This window comes from Polaribacter sp. 11A2H (genome assembly GCF_011379025.1).
Taxonomy (GTDB): domain Bacteria; phylum Bacteroidota; class Bacteroidia; order Flavobacteriales; family Flavobacteriaceae; genus Polaribacter.
Genome location: NZ_WTLD01000006.1, coordinates 134774 through 149030, shown reverse-complemented (window position 1 = coordinate 149030; position 14257 = coordinate 134774). Strand labels below are relative to the sequence as shown.

The 14257-nt window shown below is 30.3% G+C and carries 11 protein-coding genes; 5 read left to right on the top strand and 6 right to left on the bottom strand.

Features of this window, described 5'->3' with window-relative positions:
• Positions 1 to 86: 86 nt before the first annotated feature.
• Together GQS58_RS09620 and GQS58_RS09615 are read left to right on the top strand one after the other, a co-directional pair.
• Positions 87 to 341 carry a type B 50S ribosomal protein L31 gene (locus GQS58_RS09620; protein ID WP_087520665.1) on the top strand — a complete coding sequence of 85 codons (255 nt, stop codon included), beginning with the start codon at positions 87 to 89 and terminating at the stop codon, positions 339 to 341.
• Between the two features lie 752 nt (positions 342 to 1093).
• Complete coding sequence (locus GQS58_RS09615) at positions 1094 to 2056, top strand: YpdA family putative bacillithiol disulfide reductase (RefSeq protein WP_166385281.1); 963 nt, start codon at positions 1094 to 1096, stop codon at positions 2054 to 2056.
• A gap of 88 nt (positions 2057 to 2144) precedes the next feature.
• Here GQS58_RS09615 and glgP read toward each other — a convergent pair whose 3' ends face one another.
• Together glgP and gcvP are read right to left on the bottom strand one after the other, a co-directional pair.
• Positions 2145 to 3785, bottom strand: coding sequence for an alpha-glucan family phosphorylase (gene glgP / locus GQS58_RS09610; protein WP_166385279.1), 1641 nt, complete (start codon positions 3783 to 3785; stop codon positions 2145 to 2147).
• Between the two features lie 366 nt (positions 3786 to 4151).
• Positions 4152 to 7037, bottom strand: a complete 2886-nt coding sequence (gene gcvP / locus GQS58_RS09605) for an aminomethyl-transferring glycine dehydrogenase (RefSeq protein WP_166385277.1) — start codon at positions 7035 to 7037, stop codon at positions 4152 to 4154.
• A 344-nt stretch (positions 7038 to 7381) separates the two neighbouring features.
• Here gcvP and GQS58_RS09600 point away from each other — a divergent pair, with 344 nt between their 5' ends.
• The 3 genes from GQS58_RS09600 to GQS58_RS17295 all read left to right on the top strand — a co-directional run bounded on the left by GQS58_RS09600 (position 7382) and on the right by GQS58_RS17295 (position 11099).
• Positions 7382 to 8203, top strand: a complete 822-nt coding sequence (locus tag GQS58_RS09600) for a hypothetical protein (protein ID WP_166385274.1) — start codon at positions 7382 to 7384, stop codon at positions 8201 to 8203.
• Positions 8204 to 8344: 141 nt separating this feature from the next.
• On the top strand, positions 8345 to 10237 hold the full coding sequence (gene serA / locus GQS58_RS09595) for a phosphoglycerate dehydrogenase (protein ID WP_166385272.1): 1893 nt from the start codon (positions 8345 to 8347) through the stop codon (positions 10235 to 10237).
• Between the two features lie 10 nt (positions 10238 to 10247).
• Positions 10248 to 11099, top strand: coding sequence for a M23 family metallopeptidase (locus GQS58_RS17295; protein ID WP_166385270.1), 852 nt, complete (start codon positions 10248 to 10250; stop codon positions 11097 to 11099).
• Between the two features lie 341 nt (positions 11100 to 11440).
• On the opposite strand, the gene GQS58_RS09585 is transcribed toward GQS58_RS17295, so the two are convergent.
• From GQS58_RS09585 to GQS58_RS09570, 4 genes are all read right to left on the bottom strand, one after another.
• Complete coding sequence (locus tag GQS58_RS09585; RefSeq protein ID WP_166385268.1) at positions 11441 to 12007, bottom strand: PAS domain-containing protein; 567 nt, start codon at positions 12005 to 12007, stop codon at positions 11441 to 11443.
• Positions 12008 to 12115: 108 nt separating this feature from the next.
• Entirely contained in the window at positions 12116 to 12367 is a 252-nt protein-coding gene (locus tag GQS58_RS09580; RefSeq protein WP_166385266.1) for a hypothetical protein, read from the bottom strand.
• A 375-nt stretch (positions 12368 to 12742) separates the two neighbouring features.
• Positions 12743 to 12970 carry a hypothetical protein gene (locus GQS58_RS09575; protein WP_166385264.1) on the bottom strand — a complete coding sequence of 76 codons (228 nt, stop codon included), beginning with the start codon at positions 12968 to 12970 and terminating at the stop codon, positions 12743 to 12745.
• A 68-nt stretch (positions 12971 to 13038) separates the two neighbouring features.
• A complete protein-coding gene (locus GQS58_RS09570; RefSeq protein ID WP_166385262.1) occupies positions 13039 to 14226 on the bottom strand; it encodes an NlpC/P60 family protein in 1188 nt (395 codons plus the stop codon).
• Positions 14227 to 14257: the final 31 nt, after the last annotated feature.

The following is a 14257-nucleotide window of genomic DNA, read 5'->3' as shown; positions in this document are numbered from 1 at the left end:
GTAAATAACAACTATTTAGAGAATCGAGTAAGCTTTACCAACTTCACTCATGCAAACATAACATTAAAGTATTAAAATATAATAAAATGAGAAAAGGAATTCATCCAGAAAATTACAGAATGGTAGCTTTTAAAGACATGTCTAATGAAGATGTATTTTTAACACGTTCTACAGTAGACACTAAAGAAACGTTAGAAGTTGATGGTGTTGAGTATCCTTTAGTAAAATTAGAGATCTCTAGAACATCTCACCCTTTTTACACTGGTAAATCTAAACTTATTGATGCTGCAGGTCGTATCGATAAATTTAAAACGAAATACGCAAAATTCAAAAAAGAGTAATTCTTTTAGAATTTTCAATATATTTAAAACTCCAACATTTATTTGTTGGAGTTTTTTATTTGCCTTCAACTTAATTTCTATTAATTTATTTATAATTTTAATAATTTGGGCGTTACCTAAAGGTCGGGTTTTACGCTACAATCTTTTTTTAACTTGTTATTTCTAAGAAAGTTTTTTGCTTTCTGCAGCAATCTTACCTTTCTAAAAACAGATTGCTTCGTTCCTCGCAATGTTATTATAATAAAAAAAGGATTTCCACTGCAACCCCTAACGCAAAATATTTGTAAGGGTTGTTGCTAAATTTCGTACTAAATAAGTGTTTTTAACATCGTTTAAAACAACTATAATTATATTAGAAATACAATCCTTTTTATTTCTTAGTATATGATGTCTGCAAAAAGAGTGTATCAGTAAAAAAATAAATTAAATAGATAGCTTCTAAATAAAGGCAAAGGCGGCTTTTTATGTTGTAAGGTGTTTTGCTATAAGTACATATAAGATTGATATGTCAATAAGTTTTATGTTGCATTTAGATGTTGTTCTGGCTAGAGAAAACAACTTATATATTGGTCTAGTTTTTGTAGCAATGCAACATAACGGTTTTATAAAAGCGTTGGTGTAGAAAGGTGAAAATGTACTTGTAAAATAATGATTTGCTGTTATATGAAAAGTAGTTGTTATAGATGTAAAAAAGAGAGGGATTTAATTGGTTTAAAAAGATTTTATTATAGTAAATAAGAAGCGTGTATTTTATGAAAAATTTTGATATTGTTATTATTGGAGGAGGTCCTATTGGTATTGCTTGCGGACTGGAAGCTGAAAAAAAAGGCTTAAGTTATGTTATTTTAGAAAAAGGACCTATTGTAAATTCTTTATACAATTATCCCGTAAATATGCAGTTTTTCTCTTCTTCAGAAAAGTTAGAAATAGATGAAATTCCTTTTATTAGTAAAGAAAATAAGCCAAGAAGAAGTGAAGCTTTAGAATATTATAGAAGAATTGCTTCTTCAAATAAATTAAATATTAAGCTGTTTGAAAAAGTAATTTCTATTTCTAAAGTAGAAAACAAGTTTACTGTTGTTTCAGAAAAAAATAGCTATAAGTCTACAAATATTGTAATTGCAACAGGTTTTTATGATCTTCCGAATACATTAGAAATTCCTGGAGAAGACTTACCAAAAGTTTCGCATTATTATAATGATCCACACTTTTATTCTGGACAAAAAGTAGTTGTTATTGGCGCTAGTAACTCATCTGTAGATGCTGCTTTAGAGTGTTATAGAAAAGGTGCAGAAGTTACTATGGTTATTAGAGGTGCAGAAGTAGGACATCGTGTAAAATATTGGGTAAAACCAGATATTATTAACAGAATAGAAGAGGGAAGTATTAAAGTATATTATAATAGCAACGTTAAGGAAATAACAAAAGAGACGGTTGTTATTCAAACTGAAAAAGGGGTGGAAACCTTACAAAACGATTTTGTTTTGGCACTAACCGGTTACAAACCAAATTTTATTCTTTTAAATAAAATAGGAATTACTTTTTCTAATGATAATAGTAAAATTCCTACTTATAATGATGAAACTATGGAAACCAATGTTAGTGGTGTCTATTTAGCGGGTGTAGTTTGTGGAGGTATGGATACGCATAAATGGTTTATAGAAAACTCTAGAATTCATGCAAAAAAGATTGTTGCTGATATAGTGGGCAAGTAATTTTTTTCATTTTTAAAGAACCTGATATATATAAAAAGCCTTCACATTTAATTGTTAAGGCTTTTTAATTTTAGTATTGAGTTTTTTATTAAAATAATTTTTTATAATAATCTGCAGCCATTCTTTGAGTTGTAAACTCCGGAATAACATCATCCATTGCTTTAAATACTATTTTTTGCCAGTTCTTAGGAGCGTCATAATACGTTGGCAATACTTTGTTTTCTAAAATATTATATAAATTATCAGTATCTAACTTATCTTGTTCGTACGTTGGTAATTTATAATCTAGTGCAGGCAATACAAAACAGTTTTCTTCGTCTTTTTTAAATTCTGGAATCCAACCATCATCTGTAGAAACATTTACAGAGCCATTCATAGCAGCTGTCATTCCACTTGTACCAGAAGCTTCACGTGTAATTCTAGGCGTATTTAGCCAAACATCAGAACCGCATTTTAATTTTCTAGACAAGTCTATTTCATAACCAATAAGTACGGCTAAATTTGGTTCTTGTTTAGATTGATGTACTAAATGGTTAAAAGTGTCTATAGCACCATAATCAAACGGATATGGTTTTCCTGCCCAGATAATTTGTACAGGATATTTCTCATTATTAATTAATTTTTTAAAACGATCGTAATCGTGTAAAAGTAAATCGGCTCTTTTGTAACCCGCAAAACGTCTTGCCCAAACAATGGTTAATACATTTGGATCTAACTTTTTTCCGGTCTGTTTATACACCTCTTCAAAAAGTTCACTTTTTAATTCAGATTTTTTCTTTTTATAGGCAGTAACATTACCTTTTTTCCAAGAATTTTTGATCGTTTCATCTTGCCAAAATTTCTGATTTTGAGCATTTGTAATCGGAATTATTTTACAAATACCTTCATAATCTTTCCACATATCGTTAGCAACAATAGCATGAAGTTTAGAAACACCATTTGCTTTTCTAGCCATTCGTAAGGCAGATATGGTATAATTAATCATGTCTCCATTGACCATTTCTTTGTATAATTCTTCTTCAGAAAGAGATCTGCCAAAGAAACCACATCTGTTTAAAAGACGCGCATCGCGTTCTTCATTTCCAGCTTTTTCTGGGGTGTGTGTTGTAAATACCATTTGTTCTTTGGTTACTCCTTGGTCTTTTAAATAATAAAAAGCTGGTAAAGCATGTCCTTCGTTTAAATGATAGGTGTCTGCGCCTCCTAAGGCTTCTACAACTTTAGCTCCCGCAATACCTAAAACAATACTTTGTGAGATTCTTGTTATCTGATTTTGGTCATATAAATGATTGGTTATCGTTTTAGATAAGTGGTCATTTCCTTCTACGTCTGTGCTTAAAAAATACATGGGTACAGTGCCAAAAATTTCTGGTTTTAAAACATAGGCTCTTACTTTTACATTCGGGTTGTCATGAAGTTTTATGGTTACTTCAATGCCTGTATATTCTAAGAAATCGAAGTGTTTTTCGTTAAATTCTGTTTTTAATGTTTGGTCATCATTTCTTGCTTGGTCGTAGTAACCGTACTTCCAAAGCATACCAATACCAATCATATTTTGTTTTAATTCAAAGCCAGAACGCATGTGAGAACCAGCTAAAAAACCCAAACCTCCAGAGTAAATGTTAAAAGCTTGATCGATACCAAATTCCATACTAAAATACGCGACTTTCTTTTTATATTTTGCTGCTGGTTTGTAAGGGTGATGCCATTTACTATATATATGTTCCATTATATTTTTTTGATTTTAAGTATTAAAAGTAAGAAAAATGCGCAACGTATAATGCTGTTTATGAGTTAAATTTAGGTGAATAAAGTTAATTTATAATGCTTTTAAATTTAAGGTAAATAGTTTGTTTTTAGTTTTTTATGATATCCCTCATTTTTAGTTTGAATAGGTTTTTTAAATTCCTTTTTTAGGGTTTTATGAGATTTCTCAATCGCTTTAAAAAGCTCATTTTGGAATGACATTCGTTTTATTATTCCGAAGAATGAGAGGTTGATAAAAAAGTTAAATAGGTTTGTAAATTATTATAAAAACAAAAAAAACCGCTTCAAAAAGAAACGGTTTTAAAATATTTAAAGAACACTACGTATTCTACATATAATCTTCAATAGGGTTACAAGAACAAATTAAGTTTCTGTCTCCAAAAGCATCATCTACTCTACGTACAGAAGGCCAAAATTTATTGTCAGCAATATATGGTAAAGGAAAAGCTGCCTGTTTTCTTGTGTATGGTAACGTCCATTCATCTGCCGTTAACATTTCTTGCGTATGAGGAGCGTTTTTTAAAGGATTATTATCATCCTCTTTAGAGGCATTTTTAATTTCTTCACGAATAGAAATCATCGCATCACAAAAACGATCTAATTCTGCCATAGATTCAGATTCTGTAGGCTCAATCATCATAGTTCCTGCAACAGGAAAAGAAACGGTTGGTGCATGAAAACCATAATCTATTAAACGCTTTGCAATGTCTACCACTTCAATTCCGTTTTGTTTAAAATCACGGCAATCAATAATCATTTCGTGCGCAGCTCTATTCATTTCTCCAGTATACAAACTATTATAATGTCCGTGTAAACGTTCTTTAATATAGTTGGCGTTTAAGATAGCATTCTTGGTAGAATCGGTTAATCCTTTGGCACCTAACATGGTAATATATCCGTAAGAAATTAAACACACTAAAGAAGAACCCCAAGGAGCAGCAGAAATAGCTGTAATTGCATTTTCTCCACCTGTAGCAACTACAGGGTTTGTTGGTAAAAAGGGTACTAATTGTGGAGCTACACAAATTGGGCCAACTCCAGGACCACCACCACCATGAGGAATGGCAAATGTTTTATGTAAGTTTAGGTGACAAACATCTGCACCAATCGTTGCCGGATTTGTTAACCCAACTTGCGCGTTCATATTTGCGCCATCCATATATACTTGTCCGCCGTTGGTATGAATAATTTGCGTAACTTCTTTAATTGCTTTTTCGTAAACTCCGTGCGTAGAAGGATAGGTAACCATTAAAGCCGCTAAATTATCTTTATGTAAAATTGCTTTAGCGCGTAAATCTTCTACATCAATATTTCCTTTAGCATCTGTTTTGGTAACTACAACTTTCATACCAGCCATCACTGCAGACGCAGGATTTGTACCGTGTGCAGAAGCAGGAATTAAACAAATATTTCTGTGAGATTCGTTGTTAGATTCATGATACGCTCTAATAGTCATTAAGCCAGCAAACTCACCTTGTGCACCAGAATTTGGTTGTAAAGACGTACCTGCAAAACCAGTAATAATATTTAATTGATGCTCTAATCTTTTTAAAACTTGTTGATATCCTTCCGCTTGATTTAATGGTACAAATGGGTGAATATTTCCCCATTGTGGGTTGCTTAAAGGCAACATTTCTGAGGCTGCATTTAATTTCATAGTACAAGAGCCTAAAGAAATCATAGAATGATTTAAAGCTAAATCTTTACGCTCTAATTTTTTAATATAACGCATCATATCTGTTTCCGACTGATACGTATTAAAAACATCGTTCTCTAAAAACGGTGTATTTCTTGCTATATTTTCTGTAATAACTTCAAAATCAGCATTAAATGATTCTTTGGTTAAAATCTGATGAAAATCGTCTACAATTTCAGCATCAGCAGCAGTAGATTTCTTTTTAAGTTGACCAAAAATGGTAAACAAGTTCATTAAATCTTTTTGTGTAGTTGCTTCATTTATAGAGATAGAAATATGTTTATCATCTACATAATTAAAGTTTACTTTAAAAGACTCTGCAACAGATTTTACTTTAATAGATTCTATTTCTACTAATAAAGTATCAAAATAAGAAGTATTTAATTGCTTAAACCCAGCTTTTTCTAAATAATCTGCAACTAACTTTGTTTTATTATGTACAGAATCTGCAATAAACTGTAAACCACTTTTACCATGATAAACAGTGTACATACTTGCCATTACTGCTAATAAAACTTGTGCAGTACAAATATTAGAAGTTGCTTTTTCTCGCTTAATATGTTGCTCTCTTGTTTGCAATGCCATACGCAAAGCACGCTCTCCGTTTCTATCTTTGGTAACACCAATAATACGTCCAGGAATACTTCTTTTATATTTTTCTTTAGTTGCAAAATAAGCTGCATGAGGCCCTCCGTAACCTAACGGAATTCCAAAACGCTGTGTGGTTCCTACAACAACATCAACACCAAATTCTGCAGGTGCTTTTAATTTTACCAATGATAAAATATCAGCTGCAACGGCTACTTTAATATTGTTTTCATTTGCTTTGGCAACAAAAGCAGTATAATCATAAACTTGACCATGTTTACCTGGGTATTGTAAAATTGCTCCGAAAAAGTCATCAGAGAAATCAAAATCCTCATGGTTTCCAACCACTAACTCAATTCCAATAGGAGTAGAGCGAGTTTGTAAAACAGATATTGTTTGTGGTAATACTTCTTCAGAAACAAAAAACTTATTTACATTGGCTTTCTTTTGTGCTCTTTCTCTAACATCAAATAAAAGTGCCATTGCTTCTGCAGCAGCAGTACTTTCATCTAACAAAGAAGCATTTGCTAATTCCATTCCTGTTAAATCACAAACCATGGTTTGAAAATTTAACAACGCCTCTAATCTACCTTGTGCAATTTCTGCCTGGTAAGGAGTATAGGCAGTATACCAACCTGGGTTTTCTAAAATATTACGCTGAATTACACTTGGCACAATTGCCTCATGATATCCTAAACCAATATACGTTTTAAAAACTTTATTTTTTTCTGATAATTCTTTTATATGAGCTAAATACTCATATTCGCTTTTAGCAGGCGCTAAATCTAACTCATTTTCTAAACGGATATCATCTGGAACAGTTTGGTAAATTAACTGATCTAAACTATCTGCTTTTATCGTTGATAACATTTTTTCTTGTTCCTTTTTATTAGGTCCAATATGTCTGTTTTGAAACAAATTTGTATTCATGTAATAAAGTTTTGATTTGGCTTATTTCAATCGATATAGTTTGTGTTTTATCACCTTTAAATCAATTGGTTTTAAAAGTCTCAAAAGTAGGGAAAAAATAAAATAATTAGTTCATTTTTTGAGCAAAAAAGGTAGAATTATCAACCAAAAAAGAATGTTATGAACATAATTTCAGATAAATATCAAAAGAACCGATTAAATGAGTGTCTTTTCCGTTACTCTTTTATCTAAAATAGAATTATAAGTAAGGTTGGTATTTGGTTTTGTATTTTATATTTATAAAAATAAATAAATTTATCATCAATCAGTTTAAATTCATTTGGTATAAAACCTATTTTTGTCAAATGAAATTTTTAAAACAGGTGTTCGATTTTTATATAAATGCAAGTATTCATGTTGCGTTTTCTGTGTATGCGCTACTAAGAATTACAGAAGTTTATTTAGATTTATCTTATGATAGTAACTTAAATTATTTTATGTTTTTTGGAACTATTACAGGGTATAATTCTGTAAAATATGCAGGTGTAGCAAAATTACATCATAAAAGTCTAACCAAAAGCTTAAAGAATATACAAGTATTTTCCTTTTGCTGTTTTTTAGCCTTGTGTTACTTAGCATATCAAATTCCTTTAAAAACACTGTTGTATACCATTCCTTTCTGTTTGTTAACGGTTTTGTATGCAGTTCCTTTTTTAAGTGGAGTAGATAAGTCATTAAGGCAGGTAAGCTATTTAAAAGTTATTATTGTAGCTTTTGTTTGGGCTGGTTTTACGGTATTAATTCCTGCGGTAGACGCAGGTAAAGAAATTACTTTAAATGTGCTTTTTTTAATGTTACAAAGGTTTTTAATAGTAGTGGTTTTAATTTTACCTTTTGATATTAGAGATGTAAAATATGATGCTATTTCTTTACAAACCATCCCAAAAAAAATAGGTGTAGCAAAAACAAAGAAATTAGGATTAATGCTGTTGGTTTTCTCTTTAGTTTTAGAATATTTAATTACAGCCAACGCTATGGTTAAAACTCCTTTTATGCTTTTCTTTTTTCTATTGATAATTTTCTTAATGAGAGCAGAAAAAGAACAATCTAAGTACTTCAGTTCCTTTTGGGTAGAGTTATTGCCTATTGTTTGGTGGTTAATTCTTTTAGGATTCCATAATTTTTAAGGTTGAAAAACTATTATTATGGAAGTATTTTTAATTTATCAGAATAAATAAAATAGATATCATAAAACTGTAAGATAGCTTCTTAATTCCCTACTATATTTGTAGATTTACTCACTTAAATTCAACCAAGATTCTTAAGTAATGATTAGCACAAAAAGAAATTATATTTTCGATTTTGACAGTACCTTAACTAAGGTAGAGGCATTAGATGTTTTAGCAGAAATAACCTTAAAGAACAATCCTAAAAAAGAAGCAATTATTCAAGAAATAATTGACATTACCAATTTAGGTATTGATGGCGAAATATCCTTCACAGAATCTTTAGAAAGAAGAATAAAATTATTAAAAGCGAATAAAGCAGATTTGTCTGGTTTAGTAGCAGCTTTAAAAAAGCAAGTATCAAAATCTATAGAAAGCAACAAAGAATTTTTCGAAAACTTTGCAGATGATATCTATGTGATTTCTTGCGGATTTAAAGAATTTATAGATCCTATTGTAGAAGAATACAATATACCTTCAGAAAGAGTGTATGCAAATACTTTTGAGTTTGCTGCCGATGGTGAAATTATTGGTTTTGATGCTAATAACCCATTGTCTCAGCACAACGGAAAAATAAAGTGTTTAAAAGACATGAATCTCGAAGGAGAAATACAAGTTATTGGTGATGGGTACAGCGATTATGTAACTAGAGAAGCTGGTGTAGCAGACAAATTTTTTGCTTACACAGAAAACGTTTCTAGAATTAAAACAACAGAAAACGCAGACCACATTGCCCCAAATTTAGATGAATTTTTATACGTAAACAAATTGCCAAGAAATATCTCATACCCAAAGAACAGAATTAAAATTTTATTATTAGAAAACGTACATCCAGATGCTTTTAACAAGTTGTCTACAGATGGTTTTTCTGTAGAAACAGTTTCTAAAAGTTTGTCTGAAGATGAATTGATAGAAAAAATAAAAGACGTACACGTTTTAGGTATTCGATCTAAAACAAACGTAACGCAAAGAGTTGTAGACGCAGCAGAAAAATTAATGGTAGTAAGTGCTTTTTGTATTGGTACCAAACAAATAGATTTAGAAGCGTGTAAAGAAAGCGGAATAGTTGTTTTTAACGCACCTTACAGTAATACACGTTCTGTTGTAGAATTAGCTATTGGAGAAATTATTATGTTAATGCGTAGTGTTTTTCAAAGAAGTACAGAAATTCACAACGGGCAATGGAATAAAACTGCAGAAGGTTCTAGAGAAGTTCGTGGTAAAAAACTAGGTATTGTTGGTTATGGTAATATTGGTAAGCAATTATCAATTTTAGCAGAAGCTTTAGGTATGGACGTTTATTATTACGACGTAGAAGATACTTTAGGTTTAGGAAATGCAACTAAAGTAGATCAATTATCAGATCTATTAGCATTATCTGATGTGGTTACTGTACATATTGATGACAATTCTGCAAACAAAAACTTTATTGGAGAAAAAGAAATTTCTCAAATGAAAGATGGTGCACATTTAGTAAACCTTTCTCGTGGATTTGTAGTTGATATTAATGCTTTAGCAAGCGCTTTAAAAAGCGGAAAATTAGCAGGAGCAGCAGTAGATGTTTATCCTTCTGAACCAAGAAAAAATGGGGAGTTTTATACAGAGTTACAAGGTTTACCAAACGTAATTTTAACGCCACACGTTGGTGGTAGTACAGAAGAAGCGCAAAGAGACATTGCAGACTTTGTACCAAGTAAAATTATGGCATATATGAATTCTGGAAATACAGTAGATGCTGTAAATTTCCCTAATATTCGTTTACCAAGACAAACAAATGCACACCGTTTTTTACATATTCATAAAAATGTGCCTGGTGTAATGGCTAAAATAAATAAAGTTTTAGCAGAATACGAATTAAATATTAACGGTCAATATTTGTCTACAGATCCAAAAGTTGGCTATGTAATTACAGATTTAGACAAAGAATACAACAAAGAAGTTTTAGAAGCCTTAAGAGAAATTGAGGGGACTATTAAATTTAGAGTATTGTATTAATATATAGTAAATGAATAAATATCTATTTATTTTCATTTTATTAATTTCTTATAATTCATTCTCTCAACTTAATTTTAAAACTTATTTTAAAAAAGCAGAGAATGGATTTGAGCTTTTAGCAGACAACAATGAGTATTGTCCGGTTTCGGTTGAGGTAGATTTAGAGTTGGTTAACTTGTCTACATCCAACGGAAATTTTAAAACGTACGTAATTCCTGCAAGAACCACAGGCTTTATAATTACAAATTTAAAAGCCATAAAAGCGGGCGGATACAAATACAATTCAAAAACAAAGTATAATTACGGAGACTTTGCAAAGAAAGAGATAGATACTATTGCCGTAAAGCAGCAAGACACTGTTGCGGTTGAAGAATACATTTACAACCTTCCTTTTAAAAAAGGAAAAAAGTTTAAAGTATCTCAAGGTTATAATGGCACAATAACACATCAAAAGAAAAATGCACTAGATTTTTTAATGCCAATTGGTACGGATATTTATGCAGCAAGAGAAGGCGTTGTAATTAAGGTGGTAGATCATAACACCAAAACATGTGTTACCAAAGGCTGTTTAGAATTTAATAATTATATTTTAATCTATCATTCAGATGGTACATTCTCCGATTACGTACACATAGATACCAATTCTGCTAGCGTAAAACCAGGTGATAAAGTTGCCAAAGGTCAGTTAATTGCTAAAAGTGGAAACATTGGTTGGTCAACCGGTCCTCATTTACATTTTGAAGTTTTTAAGCAAGAAATTATCAAGCGAGAAACCCTTAAAACTAAGTTTAAAATTAACGAAGGAACAGGATCACCTATTTATTTAGAAGAAAAAGTAAAGTATCAAAGAAAGTATGAATAGGCTTTTTTAAAATAGAAAACACCCTTCAGATTTTATAATTTGAAGGGTGTTTTTTTTGAAGCTATTTCCTGCTTTCACTATATCTTTTTGCTGAAAAAGCAAAAAAGAACTCAAACAAATAGTTCAACCAGGGCTAGACTTGTTTGCAAATATGTTATTCTTAATAAGAACCTAGCACTCTGTTTATTTTAATACTGTGCTTTATAACTGTGTATGTATTTGTGATATTAAAATTTCTAAATTTTTATAAACTGCTACTTTTTAAAGAAAAATATAACTGCTTTGATGAAATCAAAGATAAATAATTTTAATATCCGTTGCTTACTACAGTCTTTCTCAGGCTATCCTACTTTTTTTTCGAATGCTATGTAGTGAGTCGTATTTTCATTGAATAGTGGAATTATCTTAACTTCGCATTTATAGGTTGTTCCGTCTTTTTTGTAGTTTACTATAATTTCTTTAAAAGGCTCGACTTGTTGTATTTTTTCCTGAATTCTATTTTTAGTTTTTACGGAAGTTTCTTCTCCTTGTAAGAATTTAGGAGTTTTGTTTATTGCAAATTTTTTAGAATAACCAGTCATTGATGTAAATCCTTCGTTTACCCAAATTATGTTTTGATTTTTGTCAGTTACAATTAATGCTTCATAGTCATTTTCAGAAAAAGCAAGACTTATGTCATTTTTCCAATTGAACTTTTTAGCAAAAGAAAGTACTTGTTCTATTTCCATTCTCTTTTTAGCTTCAATTAACCTGCTATAGTAATCATCCATAAAAATATCCCAACTCACCAAAGGCGTCGCTTTTACTGTTGAAATTTCAACTTTTGGCTTTATTTCATTATATTCTTCTCTATTAAGACTAGATAAGTAAATATCCAAACATTTCATGTCAGTAAGATTATTCTTCATAGTGTCCTTGGTATTCAATATTGTTGCAATGTGTTTTTATAAGCTTTGTTACTTGGTTTAAGTAGTGAATCTCTCAAGTGAGTTAAAAGTAAAACAGCATATTTAAAATTACTCCTTTTTATATTTCTTATGTTCTATTTTCTTTTTCTCTAAAATTGCATAAAATTTTCGTGGCGAGATTTTTAGGTCTTTTGTTATTTCGCTCACTTTTTTCTTTCCTTTTGTATACAGCTTTAAATTTTTGTTTACTTCTTTGTCAAAATAGTGTTTTTCTAATTTCGCAACAATTTGTAATTCAGTCAGATTTGAATCATTTGCATATTTTTCAATTTCCGATTTAATGTCTTTAAAATTACTCATATTTATCAATTTTAATGCTTTTACTCAATGAATTCTATGGTTGGTGTATGTGATTTATTACGTTGTTTCAGCAGTGAATGTACTAAATAAACTATGAACTACGAAATTCCGAAGGGATTTCTCAAGTGAGCAAAACTATCAATTAGTTATACTAGATATTGGCTTTTCGTTGTTTTATTCAGCAATACTTTTACATCCGATTTAATGAGTAATTAATAACTGACTAAATTACAGATACTGTTTGGTTTTATTTTTTAATTCAGTTTCTGATTTTGTAAACGAGCTAAAATACTTTAATACTATAAACTTACTAAATTCAAATAATGAGTAAGAATTCTATAAAATTATATTTTTGTATTTTGTTTTTACATTTTTCTAATTAGATCCGTTAACTGGTTTTGTTACAGGTTCTTGAAAATCACAAGATACTTCTTGAAAATCGTCGATAAAAGGAGGATTATTTCCACTTGGATTATTGGGATTATAATTAGGGTTTGCCTTTGGTATATTTACAACTTTAGTGCAATCATCTTCACAGCTAAAAAATAAAGTTATTACAATTGTTAGAGTTAAAATTTTTGTAATCTTTTTTATTAATTTCATTTTTTATTAATTTTATTTAAAAAGTTCGTTTTTGAATTTATTTGTCAATGAATGCTTACTTATTATACCTAAAGTTTTATTTTTTCTTTCAAATCAACAATCATTTCATCTTTTACACCTAAATAACGTTTACTACCTAAATATCTATTCTTATTAAATTCATCATAATTAGCTTCATCAGCACTCATAGAACTTAAATGTACGTTACCAGAAGAATGAATAAATTCCATTTTATCATTGCCCAACCAAATACCAACATGCACAACACGTTGTTTTTTATCTGGTGTGGCTTTTGTACCAAAGAACATTAAATCTCCTTTTTCTAAACCTATAAATTTTAGGTTTTTATCTACTGTTTTACCTGCGTTAATTTGCTGAGAAGCATCTCTAGGAATGATAAAACCATTCATTAAATACACCATTTTTGTAAAACCACTACAGTCAACTCCTTTGCTAGAAGTTCCACCCCATAAATAAGGAGAACCAGTTAATGTTTTTGCTACAGTTTCTACATTTTCTTTGGATGCCTCCACGCTTTCTAACCAAGAATTGTAAATAACAGCTTCCTCTTTTTTAAGAAACCCAATTCTGTTATCAGGATATTTTACTTTATAGAAATTATCGTCCTCAGAAAGATACTGTAGTAATCCACCTAAAGTAATGTCAGAAACAATTTCAGAATCAGTAGATTTATCAACATAAACATAGCCGAAATTTTTGGCAAACATTATTTTTTTAGCATCGTTCCAAGCATTAAAATCGTTTTTATTCATTAATTGAATTCCACCTTTATCAACCCAAGAAATATAATTATCCGGAGTCTGAATTCTATAGAAGTCTCCTTTTTTATCTAAAACTTTTAAAGACATTCCTAGCAAACCTTGCGTACCTAGTTCTGCAGCATGTTTTGGATTAGAACGAATATTTATGACAGAATTTCTTGCGACTGCATATTGTAGGTTTCCTACGGCAGAATCCGGTAAAACACGTACGTTATTGGTAAATGCTAATTTTCTGTTTTTTAAGCTATCTAAAAATATTGTAAATGCTTTTTTAGAAGTTGTTTCTCCTTCTAAAATAAGTTGATTGTCTGCAGATTCAATATTAATATCAAACAACTCTACACGTTTGTCAGGTGCAAATTCAGCCTTTAAAGTTGTGTAAATTGTTGTTAATTCATTTGTTGGTTTTTGCTCATTCTTACAAGAAAAAGAAATAAGAAGCATACTTAGCAATAAGTATTTATAAAGTTTCATAAATGTCTATTTTGTGTAAAAATACAAAAAA

What these genes read in the sequence shown, in the direction of transcription:
- GQS58_RS09620 (WP_087520665.1), top strand. Translation starts at nt 87, where the DNA reads ATGAGAAAAGGAATTCATCCAGAAAATTACAGAATGGTAGCTTTTAAA.
- GQS58_RS09615 (WP_166385281.1), top strand. Translation starts at nt 1,094, where the DNA reads ATGAAAAATTTTGATATTGTTATTATTGGAGGAGGTCCTATTGGTATT.
- glgP (WP_166385279.1), bottom strand. Translation starts at nt 3,785, where the DNA reads ATGGAACATATATATAGTAAATGGCATCACCCTTACAAACCAGCAGCA.
- gcvP (WP_166385277.1), bottom strand. Translation starts at nt 7,037, where the DNA reads ATGAATACAAATTTGTTTCAAAACAGACATATTGGACCTAATAAAAAG.
- GQS58_RS09600 (WP_166385274.1), top strand. Translation starts at nt 7,382, where the DNA reads ATGAAATTTTTAAAACAGGTGTTCGATTTTTATATAAATGCAAGTATT.
- serA (WP_166385272.1), top strand. Translation starts at nt 8,345, where the DNA reads ATGATTAGCACAAAAAGAAATTATATTTTCGATTTTGACAGTACCTTA.
- GQS58_RS17295 (WP_166385270.1), top strand. Translation starts at nt 10,248, where the DNA reads ATGAATAAATATCTATTTATTTTCATTTTATTAATTTCTTATAATTCA.
- GQS58_RS09585 (WP_166385268.1), bottom strand. Translation starts at nt 12,007, where the DNA reads ATGAAGAATAATCTTACTGACATGAAATGTTTGGATATTTACTTATCT.
- GQS58_RS09580 (WP_166385266.1), bottom strand. Translation starts at nt 12,367, where the DNA reads ATGAGTAATTTTAAAGACATTAAATCGGAAATTGAAAAATATGCAAAT.
- GQS58_RS09575 (WP_166385264.1), bottom strand. Translation starts at nt 12,970, where the DNA reads ATGAAATTAATAAAAAAGATTACAAAAATTTTAACTCTAACAATTGTA.
- GQS58_RS09570 (WP_166385262.1), bottom strand. Translation starts at nt 14,226, where the DNA reads ATGAAACTTTATAAATACTTATTGCTAAGTATGCTTCTTATTTCTTTT.